The organism is Streptomyces sp. NPDC048521 (genome assembly GCF_043199855.1).
In the GTDB taxonomy this organism is placed as follows: domain Bacteria; phylum Actinomycetota; class Actinomycetes; order Streptomycetales; family Streptomycetaceae; genus Streptomyces.
This window is the reverse complement of sequence record NZ_JBICWR010000013.1, coordinates 103,015-119,256: the sequence shown is the minus strand read 5'-3', so window position 1 is coordinate 119,256 and position 16,242 is coordinate 103,015. Positions and strand designations below refer to the sequence as shown.

The 16,242-nt window shown below is 71.1% G+C and carries 12 protein-coding genes and 5 pseudogenes; 11 read left to right on the top strand and 6 right to left on the bottom strand.

Annotation, left to right across the window (positions count from 1 at the left end; genetic code table 11):
* The first annotated feature begins 344 nt into the window (after positions 1–344).
* From ACGFRF_RS27810 to ACGFRF_RS27800, 3 genes are all read left to right on the top strand, one after another.
* On the top strand, positions 345–1,775 hold the full coding sequence (locus ACGFRF_RS27810) for an MFS transporter (RefSeq protein ID WP_393744459.1): 1,431 nt from the start codon (positions 345–347) through the stop codon (positions 1,773–1,775).
* Positions 1,776–2,377: 602 nt separating this feature from the next.
* A complete protein-coding gene (locus ACGFRF_RS27805; RefSeq protein WP_393744457.1) occupies positions 2,378–3,178 on the top strand; it encodes an SDR family NAD(P)-dependent oxidoreductase in 801 nt (266 codons plus the stop codon).
* A gap of 193 nt (positions 3,179–3,371) precedes the next feature.
* Positions 3,372–4,172 (top strand): SDR family NAD(P)-dependent oxidoreductase, encoded by an 801-nt coding sequence (locus tag ACGFRF_RS27800; protein WP_393744455.1) that lies wholly within the window; start codon positions 3,372–3,374, stop codon positions 4,170–4,172.
* Between the two features lie 718 nt (positions 4,173–4,890).
* Here ACGFRF_RS27800 and ACGFRF_RS27795 read toward each other — a convergent pair.
* The gene (locus ACGFRF_RS27795) at positions 4,891–5,754 is read right to left on the bottom strand and encodes an oxaloacetate decarboxylase (protein ID WP_393744453.1); all 864 of its coding nucleotides are present in this window, start codon (positions 5,752–5,754) and stop codon (positions 4,891–4,893) included.
* 443 nt (positions 5,755–6,197) lie between these two features.
* Here ACGFRF_RS27795 and ACGFRF_RS27790 point away from each other — a divergent pair.
* The 6 genes and pseudogenes from ACGFRF_RS27790 to ACGFRF_RS27765 all read left to right on the top strand — a co-directional run.
* Positions 6,198–6,278 (top strand): annotated as a pseudogene (locus ACGFRF_RS27790) (hypothetical protein); the annotation flags it as partial.
* The gene (locus ACGFRF_RS27785) at positions 6,279–6,500 is read left to right on the top strand and encodes a hypothetical protein (RefSeq protein ID WP_393744690.1); all 222 of its coding nucleotides are present in this window, start codon (positions 6,279–6,281) and stop codon (positions 6,498–6,500) included. It abuts the pseudogene before it with no gap.
* Entirely contained in the window at positions 6,428–6,739 is a 312-nt protein-coding gene (locus ACGFRF_RS27780; RefSeq protein ID WP_393744451.1) for a hypothetical protein, read from the top strand. Before ACGFRF_RS27785 ends, ACGFRF_RS27780 begins: the two co-directional genes overlap by 73 nt.
* 409 nt (positions 6,740–7,148) lie before the next feature.
* The gene (locus tag ACGFRF_RS27775) at positions 7,149–8,075 is read left to right on the top strand and encodes an SDR family NAD(P)-dependent oxidoreductase (protein ID WP_393744449.1); all 927 of its coding nucleotides are present in this window, start codon (positions 7,149–7,151) and stop codon (positions 8,073–8,075) included.
* 316 nt (positions 8,076–8,391) lie between these two features.
* Positions 8,392–8,794, top strand: a pseudogene (locus ACGFRF_RS27770) (hypothetical protein); the annotation flags it as partial.
* A gap of 23 nt (positions 8,795–8,817) precedes the next feature.
* Positions 8,818–8,955 (top strand): annotated as a pseudogene (locus ACGFRF_RS27765) (3-hydroxyacyl-CoA dehydrogenase family protein); the annotation flags it as partial.
* A gap of 34 nt (positions 8,956–8,989) precedes the next feature.
* On the opposite strand, the gene ACGFRF_RS27760 reads toward ACGFRF_RS27765, so the two are convergent.
* From ACGFRF_RS27760 to ACGFRF_RS27740, 5 genes and pseudogenes are all read right to left on the bottom strand, one after another.
* Positions 8,990–9,601, bottom strand: a complete 612-nt coding sequence (locus tag ACGFRF_RS27760) for a TetR/AcrR family transcriptional regulator (protein ID WP_393744447.1) — start codon at positions 9,599–9,601, stop codon at positions 8,990–8,992.
* Positions 9,602–10,034: 433 nt separating this feature from the next.
* Positions 10,035–10,529 (bottom strand): MarR family winged helix-turn-helix transcriptional regulator, encoded by a 495-nt coding sequence (locus tag ACGFRF_RS27755; protein ID WP_393744445.1) that lies wholly within the window; start codon positions 10,527–10,529, stop codon positions 10,035–10,037.
* 190 nt (positions 10,530–10,719) lie between these two features.
* Positions 10,720–10,959 (bottom strand): annotated as a pseudogene (locus ACGFRF_RS27750) (enoyl-CoA hydratase/isomerase family protein); the annotation flags it as partial.
* Between the two features lie 66 nt (positions 10,960–11,025).
* Positions 11,026–13,446, bottom strand: a complete 2,421-nt coding sequence (locus ACGFRF_RS27745) for a SpoIIE family protein phosphatase (protein ID WP_393744443.1) — start codon at positions 13,444–13,446, stop codon at positions 11,026–11,028.
* Positions 13,447–13,823: 377 nt separating this feature from the next.
* Positions 13,824–14,750, bottom strand: a complete 927-nt coding sequence (locus tag ACGFRF_RS27740; RefSeq protein WP_393744441.1) for a pyridoxamine 5'-phosphate oxidase family protein — start codon at positions 14,748–14,750, stop codon at positions 13,824–13,826.
* 505 nt (positions 14,751–15,255) lie between these two features.
* Here ACGFRF_RS27740 and ACGFRF_RS27735 point away from each other — a divergent pair.
* Positions 15,256–15,624, top strand: a complete 369-nt coding sequence (locus ACGFRF_RS27735) for a hypothetical protein (RefSeq protein ID WP_393744439.1) — start codon at positions 15,256–15,258, stop codon at positions 15,622–15,624.
* Positions 15,625–16,046: 422 nt separating this feature from the next.
* Positions 16,047–16,171, top strand: a pseudogene (locus ACGFRF_RS27730) (ATP-binding protein); the annotation flags it as partial.
* Positions 16,172–16,242: the final 71 nt, after the last annotated feature.

Genomic DNA, 16,242 nt, shown 5'->3' with positions numbered 1-16,242 from the left:
AGGGAGGCCGCACATCCGCGGAAGCCCCCCCCGCAGGCCAAGCCCCATCAAGGTCGCGACCTCGGCCGACGGACACCGGTTCACGCGTGCCGTCCGGTCCACTCACGACTCGAACGCCTCGCCCGCCCGCGGAGCCGTGACCAGCGCTGATCGCCGTGGCGACACGCGCCCGCCCGAAGGCGACCCCGTCACTCTCATCTAGGGGTTCACGCTCTCAAGTGCACTACCGGGTTGGGGTTCACACTCTCATTCTGACTTTCGGCTCTCACCTCCGAGCGTCGCTCACGAGCCGCCGCCGCGACATGTTAAGGCTACCTGTTCAGTTTGCCTGTAGTATTGAGGCCATGAAGATACGCAAAACACCATCGGCCCGCCACGCGGCCGGCAAGACGGGCGGGCGGCCACCCGAACCCCATGAGGCCGCAGCCCCGGGCTGGCGGTTCACTCTCCCCCTCATGCTCGGGTCGTCCCTCAATCCGATCAACAGTTCGATCATCGCCACGACGTTGATCGCCATCGGGCACACCTTTCACGCCGGCGCGGCCTCCACCATCTGGCTGGTGTCCGCTCTCTACCTGGCCAGCGCGATCGGCCAGCCCACCATGGGGCGGCTCGCCGAACGCCTCGGTCCGCGTCGCGTCTTCGTCGCGGGTCTGACCCTCGTCGGGGTCGGCGGCGCGCTGGGTACCGTCGCGACGAACCTGCCGACCCTGGTCGCCGCCCGCGTCATCCTCGGCGTGGGCACGTCGGCCGGCTACCCGACGGCGATGGTGATCGTGCGCCGCTGGGCTGCCGACCGCGAGCCGGCCCGGACGGGCGGCACACTCGGCGCGCTCGCCATCGCGGCGCAGGTCACGTCGGCCCTCGGTCTGCCCCTGGGCGGCCTGCTGGCAGCGGCGGCCGGATGGCGGATCACCTTCTTCATCAACGTCCCGCTGGTCCTGATCGGGGTGCTGATGACGTTCGCCTGGGTGCCGCGTGACCTCCCCCGTGCCGAGCGGACCGGCGAGAGCGTGCCCCAGGCCCGGCTGGACCTCCCCGGCATCGTCCTCTTCTCGGGCACCATCGCCTCCTTGCTGTTCTTCCTCAACGACCTGCACCACCCACGGTGGTGGCTCTGCGCGCTGGTGGTGGTCCTGCTCGTCGCCCTGGTGCTGTGGGAGCGCCGGACGGACGATCCGTTCGTCGACGTGCGCATGCTGTCCAGGAACAAGCCGCTGAGCGCCACCTACCTGCGGGTGTGCCTCACCTTTCTGCTCAACTACTGCATCCTCTACGGCCTCACTCAGTGGCTGCAGGAGACGCGCGGTCTGTCCGCCATCGGCGTGGGCCTGCTGATCCTGCCGATGTCCGTGTTCGCCGCGCTCATCTCCCTCCCCTTCGCTCGCCGCAACCTGGTGCGTTCCGCGCTGTACTGCACAGCCGCAGCGGCGGTGATCGGACCGGCCGGTCTGCTGCTGTTCACCTCGACCACGCCGATCTGGGTCCTCGTACTGATCACCATGGTCTTCGGGGTCGTCTCGGGCCTGGGCGTGATCGGGAACCAGGCCGCCCTCTACCAGCAGGCACCCGCCGAAGCCGTGGGTGTCGCCGCCGGGCTCATGCGCACCTTCACCTACCTGGGCGCCGTGCTGTCGTCCAGCCTCATCAGCCTCTCCTTCGGAGACCGGGCCACGGACAGCGGCCTGCACACGATCACCTTGGCCCTGCTCGGCCTGGGCGCGGTCCTCCTCGCCATCACCCCGTCGGGAGCCCGCAAGCTCAAGGCGTCCTGAGGGCGTTCGCAGCGGCGCCGGCCCGACGGGTGGGTGACCGCCCCCCCCACCGCCGCCCGCTGCGCCTGAGCGGAAGTTCTTCCCCGTCCACCCCCGTCGTCCGAGAAGCCGCCGCACCTCCCCCGCCGGCTTGCGCTCCGTGTGCCGAACGCCACGCCCGGTGTGGGCGCATACGCCGGTCCGGACCGGCCGCACACACACTTCGCGGGCCGCCCGATGCCGTGGGGCCCGGACCGCCGCACCGGTACGTGTCGGACGGCGCGGCTCGACTTGATACGGAATGTTGCCTCCGCTAATATGGAGGAACGCCTCCGGTTTAGGGCCGGCCTTCGGAATGCCGGCAGGCGGCCTCCACCCCGTCCGGCCCCGTGATTCGCCGCTCCGGCTGTGGCCGCCGCCCGAAACACCCGTGGCGGAGGACCCTTTCAGTCAGCAGTCACCCTCCGTCGGGCGGGGTTGCTCACCAGAGGCGCCAGGGGGACCGAGCACCCCGCGCGACGCATACGGATGCGTGCCGCTGACACACGCGCTCAGCACCCGGCAGCCACGTCTTGCCGGGTGCACACTTCGAAGCACATGCCTGAAACGGGAAGGACATACCTATGGATATGCAATTGACCGGAAAGCGGGCCCTGGTGACCGGATCGAGCTCCGGACTCGGCCAGGCGATCGCCGAGGCACTCGCCCGCGAAGGGGTCACCGTCGTCGTGCACGGCCGCGACGAGGCGCGCACCAAGGGCACCGCCGACCGCATCCGGGCCGCGGGCGGCCGGGCCGACGTGGCGGTCGGAGACCTGAGCACGCAAGAGGGCGCCGAGGCCGTCACCGAGAAGGCGCTGAGCGGCGGCACGATCGACATCCTGGTGAACAACGCCGGCACATATGACCAGGTCGGCTGGATGGACGCCACCCCTGAGATCTGGGCGCAGACGTATCAGACCAACGTACTCTCGGGCGTGCGGATGGTCCAGAGCCTCGTACCGCGCATGCGTGAGTCCGGCTGGGGCCGGGTCATCCAGATCGGCGGCGGTCTGGCGGCCCAGCCGATGGCGGCCCAGCCCCACTACAACGCCTCGCTCGCCGCCCGCCACAACCTCACCGTGTCCCTGGCACGCGAGCTGAAGGGCAGCGGCATCACCTCCAACACGGTGGCGCCCGGTGCGATCCTCACCGAAACGGTCCGCGACCTGCTGTGGCAGATCGCCCCCGCTCACGGCTGGGGCGACACATGGGAGGAGATCGAGCGCGCGGCCGCGGAGAGCTGGGTGCCCAACGACGCCAACCGGCTCGGGCGGCCCGAGGAGATCGCCGCCGCGGTGGTCTTCCTGGCGAGCCCTCATGCCGGCTACATCAGCGGTGCCACGCTGCGCGTGGACGGCGGAACCGTCCGCTACGTGAACTGACGCCACGGACGCGTCCTGCCGCCCGGCCGGTGCGCTGTCACCCCCGCGACCGCGGTCCGCAAGCCGGGCCGTGCCGGCAGAGGAGACAGAGAAGTCTCCCACCGTAGACTTAGCAAGTCTACCGGTGTATACTTTATGTCAGATACTTCCCCCTGCCATGCCGAGGCGGGAAGTCCGAGAGAGGGAACAGAACATGGACCTGAATCTGAACGGACGGCGCGCGCTCGTCACCGGTTCGAGTGCCGGACTCGGCGAGGCCACCGCGAAGCTGCTGGCGGCCGAGGGCGCGGCGGTCGTGGTCCACGGCCGCGACAAGGAGCGCACCGAGAAGGTCGCACAGGACATCCGCAACGCCGACGGAACCGCGACCACGGTCCACGGCGACCTGGCGGACGACGCGGTCGCCGCGGAGGTCGCCCGCGCCGCCACCGCCGACGGCCCCATCGACATCCTCGTCAACAACGCCGGCTTCTACCGCCACCTGTCCTGGGCCGAGGCCACACCGGACGAATGGCGCGACACCTACAACATCAACGTCGTCTCCGGCGTCCGCATGATCCAGCACCTCGTACCGGCCATGCGCGAGCGCGGCTGGGGCCGCGTCATCACCATCGGCGGCGGCCTCGCCTCCCAGCCGATGAACACCCATCCCCAGTACAACGCCACCCTGGCGGCCCGCCACAACCTCGCCGTCAGCCTCGCCCGCGAACTCAAGGGCACCGGCGTCACCTCCAACGTCGTCTCCCCCGGAGCCATCCTCGTCGAGGCGACCAAGGAGCTCGTCACGGAGATCGGCCCAGCCCGCGGCTGGGGCAACACCTGGGAAGAGATCCAGCCCAACGCGGTCAACGCCCTGATCCCCAACGACCAGGAACGCTTCGGTGACCCCGACGAGATCGCCGGCGCGGTCGCCTACCTCTGCAGCGAGTACGCCCAGTACATCAGCGGAGCCACCATCCGTGTGGACGGCGGCCTCATCCGCTCCGCCTTCTGAACCACACACCCACGCACGGCTCGCACCGGTGCGGGCGCCGGAGCGACAACGCAACGGCGCCCGCACCGGTGCTGCGTGGTCACCTTCGCGCTCCGAACATCCCCGCCCGCCGAACGGCGAGGTGTTCGCTACGGTCGTGAGCCGCTCGCAGCACCGGTCCGCCAGGGCATCTTTCTCCACGCCGCCGTGTCGACATGCAACCCCAGTCCATGGCTCAGACGTTGGCCGTACTGGGGAAGCACGCCCTGGTCACCCATAGTCCGGGACCCGACCGACCGCCGCCGCGTGCGCTTCTCGGCCACTCAGCGGGGACGGCAAGAGGTGGGCCGCCGGCTCGCTGCCCGCGAGGCCTGGACCACCGACGCGGTGGCACGGACCCTGACCATGGAGGAAGGGGTCCCGCGCTCGTGGGGCTTCTGGAGTGCCTGGCCGATTCCGTGGCCCGGTCCGCACCGCGCCGCGGCCCAGTGGGCACGTTGGACGAACACCGGCACGGTCCGCGACCGGTCTTCAGCTCTCCCCCGTCGGCGCGGGACGAAGTGAGCAGCCGTAGGACATCCGCGGGCACGACGGCCCGCAACGGCCCTGTCGGTCACCCGGACGCGGTCCTCGCCTCCGGGTGACCGACAGGGCCGGCGGCCGTGATACCGGTCAGTCACGATGCTGGCGCATCCGTGCCGCCGACGGGGCACATCCCGGCCGGTCGCCCGCGGGCAGCTCAGGTGCCCGGCTCGGTCGTGGCCCGCTCGATGTCGTACAGGTCCTCGAATCCGGCGAGCTCCTGCATCTGCTCGAAGACGGCGAAGGGCTCGGCCGCGGGACGCGCGCTCGGCCGTCCGGACCGCTGTACCCGGTAGGCGTCCCGCAGTGCGCTGAAGGCGGCGGCCTGTCCCGTGACCGGGTCGATGACCAGTGAGTACCCGAACTCGGCCCACTCCCCCGGCGCGTGCAGGTCGAACGAGGTCAGCAGGGCCACGGGACCGGACAGACGCCGCGGCGCGGCGGCTCGCTGTTCGCCGTTCTCCGGCAGCAGCATGACGACGTCGGCGCCGGAGGCGAAGTACGCCTCGCAGCGCTCGATGGCCGCGTCGAAGCTCTCGTTCTGGACCGCGCCGGTGCGGGCGATGAGCAGCAGGTCCGGGTCCCGCCGTGCCGCCACCGCGGCCCGGATCTTCCCCAGCATCACCTCGACGGGCACCAGGTGCTCCACATGGCGGTGATGACTGGCCCGCTTGGGCGCCACCTGGTCCTCCAGCTCGATGGCATGGACACCGGCGGACTCCAGATCCCACACCATGCGGGTCACGTGCACGGCGTCGCCGAAGCCGACTCCGCCGTCCACCACCAGCGGCAGCCTGGAACGCCGGCGGATGGCGGCCGCCGTCTGGGCCAGCTCCGTCGTCGTCAGCAGCGCTTCGGAGACGGCGAGCGACAACCCGAGGCCGCCGCCTCCGAGGTATCCACCGTCGAAGCCCAGGTCCTCGCACAGGCGGGCGGTCAGCGCGTCCGGACAGTGCGGGATCATCAGGGGACCCTCGTTCTCCACACGCCGCCGGAACGCCGCGCGTGCCAGGTTGTCCATTTCTCACTCACATCCTTCTCGTACGTGCAGTCCGGCACACCGATGCACACGCGCACACGGACACCGCTACCTGATGGCTCGTCAGCTACGGAACGCGCCGCCGCGGCGGGAGTTCCGGCCGACCGGTCCCTGGGTGCACCGTCGTGGCCACGGGAGGGCGTGTGGCTGCGGACAGTCGGGAAGGCCGCAGGGACCGAGCGCACCCCCGTCGCATCGCGGCCGACGCCGGCCCCGCACCTCGCTCATGACACACCCGAAGCCCCTGGCAGCGCGGCCCGTGCGCGGACCGTCACCTGCCGGAACTCCTGGACCATCATGTATGCAACTGTAGACTTACCTCGTCGGCTTGACTACACTGGCCGTGTGAAAAGTGACTTGACTCATCGAGGCCCCCCTCCGCGGAGGGGGGCCGGCCGCGCAACGCGTCGGCTACGCGTGAGGCGATCCTCAGATACGCGGTCGGGGCCTTCACCCGTTCCGGCTACGACGGCGCCGGTGGGCGCGAGATCGCCAAGGGAGCCGGCGTGAGCGCGATGATGGTCAATCGCTACTTCGGGTCCAAGGAGAACCTGTTCGCCGAGGTGGTGGACACCTCCTTCACCCCGCGGACCGTCGTGCCCGACGACTTGACGAGTCCTCGGCCGAACTGGCCCGGCAGGGCATCGAACGACATGTGGAACGTCACCTGGCGGGGTTACTCAGCGGTGATCGGGCGCGGGAGCGCTCCGCACTCGCGCTCTCACTGATCCTCGGCGTCTGGCTGATGCGAAGCATCATCGGCAACACGGCCCTGGCGGCGGGCCCCGGCGGGCTCGAGCGTCAACTGGAAGGCCTGCCGGCCAGCTGCTGGAAGACACCCCACCGAGGACCGGGCCCACGCCCGGCACGACCCCGTCCCGAGCAGGCAGGCTCCGACGCCGTAACGACGCCGACGTGCCGACAGCCTGACACTCCGGCAGCTTCACCGGCAGCGAACCGGGCGTAGCGGCCATGACGGTCGAACAAGTACATACGTATGCAGGAGCAGGCCTATGATGGACTTGGGTCGGTGAGGCGATCGACCCCCCGGCTTCGCCCCCTCACACCGCGACCGGACTCGGTGACCACTTCGAGCCTCGGTGCGGGATCGGGCCACTGACGACATATCAGTTGCCGCGGAACGCAGAATCACGGCTTGTCGCCCACTGCGGCACCGGCCTCCGAGACCCGGCAGCCGGCAGCCCGGCGGGATCCTGTTCCCGCTCGCTGCCGACGCACGGTGCGGCAACCGTTTTCCGGTCCGCGGGACCAGCTCACGCTCATCGGCGCGCGTAACGCCGTACTGAGCCCAGGCGCTGCGCGCTGAAGCCTTCGAAGAGCGCGCGAACCACCATTTCGCGCAAGGAGGAAGTTTCATGACGGAACGAGGACCGCTGGACGGCCGTGTGGCCATCGTGACCGGTGCCGGACGTGGCATCGGCCGAGGTGAGGCGATCGCGCTGGCGGCTGCCGGGGCGAAGGTCGTCGTCAACGACGTCGGTGTGCGGGCTGACGGCCACGGGGCCGCCGCGGGCCCGGCCGACGAGGTGGTCGAGTACATCCGTGCCCAGGGTGGCGAAGCGGTTGCCAGCTATGAGTCCGTGGCGGACTGGGAGGGCGCGGGCCGGGTGGTCGCCACCGCGGTCGAGCAGTTCGGCCGGCTCGACATTCTGGTCAACAACGCGGGGATCGTCCGGCAGCACAAGATCGAGGAAGTGACGGAGGAGGACTTCGACCTGACCGTCGACGTCAACCTCAAGGGCACCTTCGCGATGTGCCGCAGCGCCATTCCGGTGCTCCGGCAGTACGGCGGCGGACGCATCGTCAACACCTGCTCCAACCAGTGGGCGGCGCCGATCGGCAACCCCGAGTATGCCGCGTCCAAGGGCGGCGTCGTGAGCCTGACCTACGAATTGGCCTGGGAACTCGACAACGACGGCATCACGGTCAACGCCATCGCGCCGTTCGCCCTGACCAGGATGACCGAGGACGCCAAGCAGCGCGACGCCGCGCTGGTGGCCTCCGGGGCCATGAGCGCGCGCCGGGCGAAGGCCAAGGAGGCGCGGGCCGACGCCGGTCTGGTCGCGCCGATCGTCGTCTACCTGGCCTCGGACGTGGCGGCCGACGTGACGGGCTGTGTCTTCCGGGCCGGCGGAGGCAAGATCGGCATCTACAGTCACCCCGTCGAGACGCGGACGATCTTCCGGGACGAGCAGAACGGCCCGTGGTCGCACGACGAACTCGTCGATCTGCTGCCCCGGACCGTGCTCGCCGGCGGCAGCAAGGCCCCTCACATCCTGTGAGGTGAGCGCTCGTCGCCGGACCACTCGCGGACCCTGTCCGAGTGGCCCGGCGAGTCCCGCGGCGCGCGGCCGGACGGCCGGCGCGCCGATCGTGACGGCGGTCACCGAGCCGGCGGGCACCGCCCGTCGGGAGCATCGCCGCTCGGCGAGGAACCAACCAGCGCATCTCCTGCCCCCGCAAGGCGATACGCGACCGTCCGCGCGCCGGAGGGCAGGAGGACACGGTCGGCGAGACTCCCCGCGCTCTGCTGCTGCTCCAGGCACACCTTCTTGACCGGCGGGTACCGGCCATTCCGCAGGCGTCTCGGGGCAGGTGCTCGCGGGGTCTGCCGTGGGCCTGCGCCTCCCGGCTCTCCTGCACGGCCAGCGGCTGGGACTCGCCGGGATGGTCAACTCGCTCATCGCCGAGTGCGACACCGACCTGTGGCAGTCGTCCCCGGCGGCAACGGCCGACGTCCTGGCCGGCAGCCGTACGGCGTTGGCCCGTCTGATCAGCGGCCTGGAGAGCGGATCGGTCCGGCGCGGACCGTCACGCCCTGGAGGCCGCCGTCACCCGGGACGTCCCGGTCCTGGGCACCACGGGGACCGGCCGCTCGGGCAAGCGCCGGCTACGACCTGGTGATCGTGGAGACGCCCGGCATCGGGCAGGGCGACGCCGCGATCGTGCCGTACGCGGATGTCTCGCTGTACGTGATGTCCCGGAGTTCGGGGCGGCCTCCTAACTGGAGAAGATCGACATGCCGCGCAGGCGGTCGCGGAGTCGATGTACGCGGAGTTCAAGGATCCGCTGTACGCGCCGCCCGCTCTGCTGCGGCGCGTGGTCGAGGCGCGGCAGCTGGGCCGCAAGAGCGGGCGGGGCTTCTCCACGTACGACGGGTGAGCGGTGCCGACGGGACGGTGCGCGGCGCACGCCGTCACTTCGGCTCGGGGTCTTCCAGCAGGACGCGCAGGACTGCCTCCACGCGGCGGGTGAGGTCGTCGGCGTCGGCCTCGACCAGTGCGGTGTCGCCGATGACCTTGCGCATCAGCCATACTCCGGCGATCACCGACAGGGCCAGCGCGGAGCGCTCTTCGACGTGCTCGCCCGTGAGCATGCCGGCCAGTTCCCGTTCCACATGGCGCTCGATGCCGTCACGGGCGATCTCGGCCGTGCGCGGGTTGGGCGCCGAGCGGAGCATCAGCAGGAACGGACTGAGGTGGTCGGCTTCCGGGGCGGTGCGTTCCACGAGCGACCTGGCGATGTCGCGGCTCAGCGTGGCGGGATCGTCCGTGACGACGGTGCGCGGGGCGAAGGAGACGTCCACCGTTTCGGCGAAGAGCTGTTCCTTGGATCCGAAGTAGCGGTTGACCAGCATCGCCGTCACACCCGCGTCCTTGGCGATGTCCCGCACGCCGGCCCCGTCGTAGCCGAGTCGAGTGAAGGCCTCCACCGCGGATCTGAGGATCGCCTCACGGGTCGCCGCGGCGTTGCGCGGCCGCTTGGTCGCGGGCGGACCGGGTGGCGACTGAGGCGTCTCACTTTCCATGGCCCGCAGTGTAGCCACACGCAACATGGGAGTCTACGGTCGTAGACGAACCGGCTCTGGGCGGCTTGCGCGCACCGCAGGCCGCGAAAGGAGGCGACGCCCCGCGTCCCCCCTTGTGACGCCCCCGTCGCGTGGCTGACGACCTCACGGCCCGCGCCGGCGCCGTGAAGCCGCACGTGAGGCCTGTGCGGGCGGCCCATGGGGTGGCCACAGCGGTGACATGAGCCCGCACGGCACGCCGGTCGCCTGCGCCGTCGAAGCGACCACCATCCTCCCGGCCCTGTCTTCCGGACCGCGCCCCGTGATCGAGGGGTTCGACTTCCTCGACGACAAGCAGAAGCGGGCGGTCCTGTCGGACAATGCACTCTCCGTCTTCCGGCTCCCCGGTGTGGGCGGCACCGGGGCGGACTGGGGTGGTCTCGCGGCCGATGTCTCAGGGATGTCCGGGAGCGGGCCGGGCGCCCCGGCGCGCGGCGGCCGGGGCGCCCGCGTCGGCCAGGCGCTCCAGGATGTTCACCAGAGCGCTCAGTCCCTCGCGTTCGCTGGTGGTCAGCGTCCGGTCGATCGCGGCGGTGAGCCAGGCCTCCCGCGCTTGGAGCCAGCGCTCGGCCTCTTCCCGTCCGCGCGGGGTGGCCGTGATCAGGATGCGGCGGCCGTCGTCGGGGTCGGGGCTGCGTGTGACCAGGCCGTGCTTCTCCAGCACGGTCAGGGTCTGCGCCATGGACTGCGGGCGCATGTACTCGGCGGCGGCGAGGTCGCTCGTCGTGGCGGGTGGTCCGTGGACCACCCGCTGCAGGGCGGCCAATTGGCTGCGGCTGTAGGGACTGGCGCCCATACCCGTCTCCGAGCGGATGCGCCCGCGCAGGCGGTCCATGGAACGGACCAGTTCCAGAGCCAGGTTTGCCGAAGGGTTGTCGTTCAGCGCCACCCGTAAATAATACAGGTTACCTGCACATTAGGGGCGGGAACTCCCGGACCTCCGGCCGGCTGGCGAAAGTCTCAGCGCCGCAGGAAGCCCTCGACGGCGTCCTGGCCCTGGCCCGAGGACGCCAGGGAGGAGATGAGGCCGCTCTCACGGACGAGCTGATGAGGCACGTGGTGGCGGCGAGGGCCTCCGCCGGCGCCTCGGCCAGCGTCCGCGTGATGGCGCGGGCCCGTTCGAGCAGGTCGGCGTCGTCGACGACATCGCCGGCCAGTCCGCAGGTGACGGCTTCCTCGGCGCTCAGTGTCCGGTTGGTGAGGGCCGGCTCCACGGCTCGGCGGGGGCCCAGGAGGCGGGGCAGAATCCAGCCGCAGCCCATGTCGGGGCTGCGGCCCACGGCGGTGTAGGCCATCCGGATCCGGGTGGAGCGCGCCACGACGACGTCGGCGCAGAAGGGGGCCGGGGCGCCGGGCCGGGGCGACGGCGTGGGGGAGCAAGTCCCCTACAGGGCGCTGAACTCGCTCTGCTCGGCCCAGATGGTCTTGCCGCTGGCGCTCTGCCGCGTGCCCCATCGCTGGGTGAGCTGTGCGACCAGGAGCAGCCCTCGGCCCCCCTCGTCGAACGTGCGGGCCCGGCGCAGGTGCGGGGCGGTGTTGCTGGCGTCCGAAACCTCGCAGGTCAGCGAGTCGGAGTTGATCAAACGCAGCTGGATGGGGCCTTGGGCGTGGCGGATCGCGTTGGTGACCAGCTCGCTGATCACGAGTTCGGTGACGAACAGGGCGTCCTCCCGCCCCCAGGCGGTGAGCTGTTCGGCGGCCTTCTGCCGGGCCACCGCCACCGCTGCCGGGTCGACGGGTACGTCCCAGGTGAAGACCTGTGAGGCGTCGAAGGCGCGGGTGCGGGCCACCAGCAGGGCCACGTCGTCGTCGGGACTGTCGGGGAGCACGCGGTCGAGGATGGTGTCGCAGGTCTGCTCCAGGGACGGGCCCGGGTGGGCCAGTGCCTGGCGTAGACGCTGGGTGCCGATGTCGGTGCTCTGGGAGCGGGAGCCGACCAGTCCGTCGGTGTAGAGGACGAGAAGCGATCCTTCGTCGAGGGCGGCTTCCACGGACTCGAACGGTAGGCTGCCCAGGCCCAGGGGCGGCCCGGCCGGCAGGTCGAGGAAATCCACGGTTCCGTCCGGGCGCACGACCGCGGGCTCGGGGTGTCCGGCCCGGGCCAGAGTGCAGAGACGTGTGGTGGGATCGTAGACCGCGTAGAGGCAGGTGGCCCAGATCCCCGTGTCCGGTTCCGTGCCCTCCGCGGGTTCGAAGCTCTGTTCCTGCTGGAGCCTCAGCACGACGTCGTCCAGGCGGGTGAGCAGCTCGTCCGGGGCGAGATCGACGTCGGCGAGGGTGCGCACGGCGGTGCGCAGGCGGCCCATGGTGGCCGAGGCGTACAGACCGTGGCCGACCACGTCCCCCACGACGAGTGCCACGCGGCCCCCGGACAGGGGGATGACGTCGAACCAGTCGCCGCCGACTCCCGCGGTCGTCCCGGCGGGCCGGTAACGGGAGGCGACCTCCACGGCGGCTTCCCGGGGATGGTGCGCGGGCAGCAGACTGCGCTGGAGGACGAGGGCGGTCTTGTGCTCGCGCGTAAAGCGGTGCGCGTTGTCGAGGCAGGTGGCCGCGCGGTTGGTGATCTCCTGGGCGAGCAGCACGTCGTCCTCGTCGTAGGCGTCCGGGTTCCTGTGCCGGTGGAAGCAGGCGACGCCGAGGGTGGTGCCGCGGGCACACAGCGGAACCACCAGAGCGGAGTGCACCGGGCCTGCGCCGGCCCTCTCGGCGTGCACGGATTCGTCGGCCGCCCAGGGCGCCTGGCCCAACGGGCCGGCCGGCCGGCCCGTATCGAGGGCGCGCGCGGGGGGCGAGCCGTGCGGGAAGCTGCACGGTTCTCCCGCTTCGGTGTCCCGGCCGGGAACCGCCCCGGCCAGCACGGATCCCCGGCCCGCGCGGCGCAGCACGACGGGTTCGTCCGCACGGGGCAGAGGCGAGGGCGCCTCCGCCCGGAAGACGGGGTCCAGCAGATCGACGGTGACGAAGTCCGCGAAGCCGTCCACGGCCACGTCTGCCAGTTCCTGCGCGGTACGGACGATGTCGAGGCTGGTTCCGATACGCCGGCCGGCCTCGTCGAGGAAGATGAGCCGCTGCCGGGCTCGGTACTGCGCGGTGATATCGAGGCCGACCGAGGACACGCCGCGCACGGTGCCCGTGGAGTCCGTCAGGGGCGTGACGTGGACAGACCAGGCCCGGGGGCGGGCCTCACCCGGAGCACGGACGGAGATCTCGTGGTGTACGGCGACGCCGCTGCGCAGCACCTCCCGGTAGGCCTTAGCCAGGTCCTGATACGGCTCCCCCGGCAGGATGTCGACCAGTCGGCGGCCACGGGCCTGTTCTTCGGTGACCCCCAACAGGCGCAGCCACTCGCGGTTGGCGCCGACAAGACGCGCCTCTTGGTCGTAATAGGCGGCGGGATAGAGGAGTTGGGACAGGGTCCACTGACTGAACTGCCCGGCCTCGGCGCCCGTGTCCGGCGGCGGGTCCGCCTGTTCGGCCGTCACGATCCATTCGGGGTCTCCCCCGGCACGCCTCAGCGAGTGGGCCCGCAGCCGGGCCTCGACGGTGTGCCCGTCCTTGTGGCGCATGGCCGTGTGGACGGCCTCGCAGGCGCGGTCGTCGGGGACCTGCGCCGTCAGGTCGGACAGGGAGCGGTTCAGCAGGTTCCGCAGGGGGCGGCCGACGGCTTCCGTGTCGGTGAATCCCAGTAGTTCCTGGGCGCCGGGACCCCAGGCGGTGATGGTGCCCGCCGCGTCAGCCGCCACGAAGGCGGAGACGGCCGGGTGTCTGTCCGGCTGGCGTTCCCAGGCATCCGATCCGAGCATGCAGTAACCATCGACAGGGGAAATGGTGACAATTCAGTCAAGCGTATACCGGCTTCCGCGGACGTTGCCCCTCCCCGCGCGAGGAATCCCACGACGGCCCGTTCGGCCTACGGCACCCCCTCCGGAGCTTTGCTCCGGCACGACGGAGCCCGCCTCGACCCGCGGCAGCCTGGCGCCGTGACCCGGGTGCCCGGCCCCCTCGCGTACGCTCGACCCACGCTTCGAGGACGAGTCGGCGCTGCCGGCCTCGCCGGAGCGCTGACTTCGTTTCACCGCCGCCCGGGGTCATGAGTCGAGCGCCACCACCTACGCCGAAGGCATAGGTGGAGATGTTGCCGGGTGGAGCCGACGTGCCGGCGAGACGGCACGGGACCACGTCAGGACGGGCGTCGGGGCGCCGCCAGCGGACGGAAGAGGTCCCATTGCACCGGGGGCCGCGTCAGACCGCGGCGCTCCACGTAACGGTCGGTGGCACGGCTGGTACGGCGCAGCAGCCGCAGCCCGTCGAGCCCCTTGCCCGAACCCATCGGCTCCAGCACCGAAGCCGGGACCAGCAGCCAGCCGTCGTCGGTCTCCTTCAGATCGCCCCGCACCACCGCGTTGGTCAGGTTGTTCAGTCGCTCGTCGTGCCGGTGCACCAGCAGCGAGGCGGGACCGGCGGTCACCGCGCAGTCGGCGGTCACGCGCACCGCGAAACCCTCGGCCGTCGCCACCGGCCGGGTCCGGGCCAGGACGGGCGCGCCGGTCACGTCACGGGCGGCCAGCACCGCCGTAGGGTACTCGGCGAGCTGTGCCGCACCGCGCAGGGGCGCCCCACCGGGCGCGACCGGCCGCACCCGCGGCAGCGGCGGCTCCGCCGAGGGACGCACGAGGACCTCCTCGGGCGTGATGGTGATGACGAGCCGCAGGTAGTACCAGTCCGTCAGACGTCGCAACGGGCGGGCGAGATAGGACTTGCTGTGCGGCTGACGCTCGAACAGCATCCGCCAGTATTCCTCCAGACCCTCGGGCCCGGTGTGTATCTCGTCCGGGCACTCCGCCCGACCGCTGACGAAAATCTGCGGCGGGTTGTCCAGACCGCTGCCCGTCGGGTCGGAGAAGAGCAGGGCGACGCGTGCGTCCCGGCGTACGTTCAACGCCTTCTGCGCGAACGCCAGACACGTGGTCACCACGAGCTTCCCGTCCTCGCGCCGCCACACCGCCGTCGGCCACGCCGTCGGTGTACCGTCGCGGCCCAGGGTCACGAACTCACATGTCCGGTAGGCGTCGAGGACGTCCAGGGGGGCGGATTCGAGTGCCGTCATCATCCTGTTCCTTCGTTCAGCGGGGCCCGCACCGCACGGCAGGCCTCGGCATACTGTCGTCGTCCCACTCCGCGCCACACCAGGCGGACGGACAGCGGGCCCGGCCCAGTACATGGGCCTTCTCCTGCTCGGTGTCCTCCTCCAGGACGGCATCGAGGGCGAGCAACAACCTGTCCTTCGGCATGCCCACCAGCCCCGGCGTCCTACCTGGGCCCTCGCGGCGGCGCTCAGGTGCTCGGAGACCAGGGGAAGGACCAGCCGCTCCGTGTCGTCGAGGTGGTCGCCGAGGACGAGGCGGTGCTGTGACGACTTGGCGTCTCTCCCGTGGCACGGCCCCTCGCCGGAGAAACAACTCCCGACCTCTCCAACACATTTCGACAGTACGCTGAGTATACGTGTGCGGCGCCACGTGTCCGCCGGCATCGGGGGCGAACCGGTGGGCCGACCCCCGCGGCACTTCCTCTCCGGGCCTCAATGCGCGCACACCTTGATCGATACGTACGCCATGCGACTGTTCTGGCTCGTGCTCGCGCTCTTCGCCGCGATTCTCGTCCCGTTCCTCCTCTTCGGGGACCACTTCCAAGGCATTGCCTCGCCGGCAGCGGAGCACCGGCTCTCCACGCCCGGCGCTGTCACGGTGATCGCCGGCCTGCTCGCGCTGGATGTGTTTCTCCCTGTGCCGTCCAGCGTCGTCTCGGCCGCGAGGGGAGCGCTCCGCGGGTTCTTCTGGGGTACGGCCGTCGTCTGGGCGGGTATGACGGTCTCCTGCGTGCCGGGCTGTCTCGTCGGGGCACGCTCGATGTCGCTGACCGGCGGCTGGTGGGCGAGGCGGGCCTGGCCCGCGCCGCCGGCACCGCGCGGCGCCACGGCCTGATCGCCCTCGCCCTGTGCCGCCCCGTGCCGGTGCCGGCGGAGGCGGACGTGGAGGGCGGGGGGCCACCTTCTGATCAGGGGGCCGGCGTCGAGATCGAGCCTCCGTCGACGGGCGGCGGCCACGGCGGACAACGTCTCTTCGTGCCGTACGGCCGGCGCTGCGCGGGCACGGGCACGAGCCGGCGGCGTGCCCCAGACAGTTGAGGGCCACGGCCCACGCGTTCCGTCCGCAGGGGGAGGCTGGTGGTCGCGGCGGATCCGGTACGACAGCCGGCAGGCGGTCGGCCATCTCGTGTGGAACGCGGTTCGTCACACCCCGAGAGGCGGCACCGCACTCTTGAGGCTGCCGATGACCCACCCGTCCCTGCTGCCCAAGCCGGGATGGCGGCTATGGCCGCCCCGGTGGCGTGCATACGGATCGAGGTCTCCGGCACAGGCTCGGGGATCGTGCCCGAGGACCTGCCCCACGTCTTCGACCGTTCCCGGCGGCCGAGAAGTCTCGCTCGCGCCGGACCGGTGGCGGCGGCCTTGGCCTGTCGATCGTGCGCGGTGCCCCATCGCGCTGCGCCGCCCCACGAGCGCCTGCGGTGTAGAGGGAGTCGTGTGGCTCCCGATGAGG

Bases quoted from the DNA above. Each gene is read 5' to 3' on its own strand.
- ACGFRF_RS27810 (WP_393744459.1), top strand. From the start codon at position 345: ATGAAGATACGCAAAACACCATCGGCCCGCCACGCGGCCGGCAAGACG.
- ACGFRF_RS27805 (WP_393744457.1), top strand. From the start codon at position 2,378: ATGGATATGCAATTGACCGGAAAGCGGGCCCTGGTGACCGGATCGAGC.
- ACGFRF_RS27800 (WP_393744455.1), top strand. From the start codon at position 3,372: ATGGACCTGAATCTGAACGGACGGCGCGCGCTCGTCACCGGTTCGAGT.
- ACGFRF_RS27795 (WP_393744453.1), bottom strand. From the start codon at position 5,754: ATGGACAACCTGGCACGCGCGGCGTTCCGGCGGCGTGTGGAGAACGAG.
- ACGFRF_RS27775 (WP_393744449.1), top strand. From the start codon at position 7,149: ATGACGGAACGAGGACCGCTGGACGGCCGTGTGGCCATCGTGACCGGT.
- ACGFRF_RS27760 (WP_393744447.1), bottom strand. From the start codon at position 9,601: ATGGAAAGTGAGACGCCTCAGTCGCCACCCGGTCCGCCCGCGACCAAG.
- ACGFRF_RS27745 (WP_393744443.1), bottom strand. From the start codon at position 13,446: ATGCTCGGATCGGATGCCTGGGAACGCCAGCCGGACAGACACCCGGCC.
- ACGFRF_RS27740 (WP_393744441.1), bottom strand. From the start codon at position 14,750: ATGACGGCACTCGAATCCGCCCCCCTGGACGTCCTCGACGCCTACCGG.
- ACGFRF_RS27735 (WP_393744439.1), top strand. From the start codon at position 15,256: ATGCGACTGTTCTGGCTCGTGCTCGCGCTCTTCGCCGCGATTCTCGTC.